Annotated in this window: 1 protein-coding gene; it reads left to right on the top strand. The window is 53.3% G+C overall.

Annotated features, from left to right (window positions below; genetic code table 11):
- Positions 1-276 (top strand): hypothetical protein (locus AC1RPX_RS07855; RefSeq protein WP_481763339.1); only part of this gene is annotated, 276 nt, incomplete at its 5' end.
- Positions 277-323: the final 47 nt, after the last annotated feature.

Below are 323 nucleotides of genomic sequence, written 5' to 3'. Positions count from 1 at the left end.
AACCTCGACCTTCTGCAAGAAGCGTGCGACGCGCTACGCAACCACATCTACACCGAGTATGCACAGGAGCTGAAGCAATTCGGTAGCAGTGCCGAACAGCGGAAAGCACTGGTCGAGCGTGTGCAGGGTACGGCCCGAACGCTGATGACCGAGGGAAAGGCACTCGTAGACGTGCTGGACCAGATCGTGAAGGACATAGATTCGGCATCTCACCATCTGCGCCACATGATCGATGTGTTGAAGTTGCTCGATGGATCGAAAGGTAAGGTGGTCTAAATAATGGAAGGATTCTTGGCACTGCTGCATCTGATATTAGCTGGGAT

It is taken from the genome of Dellaglioa sp. CoH-56-MRSF-14 (genome assembly GCF_056782115.1).
The sequence above is the reverse complement of the archived record's forward strand: the minus strand, read 5'-3'. Positions and strand labels throughout refer to the sequence as shown.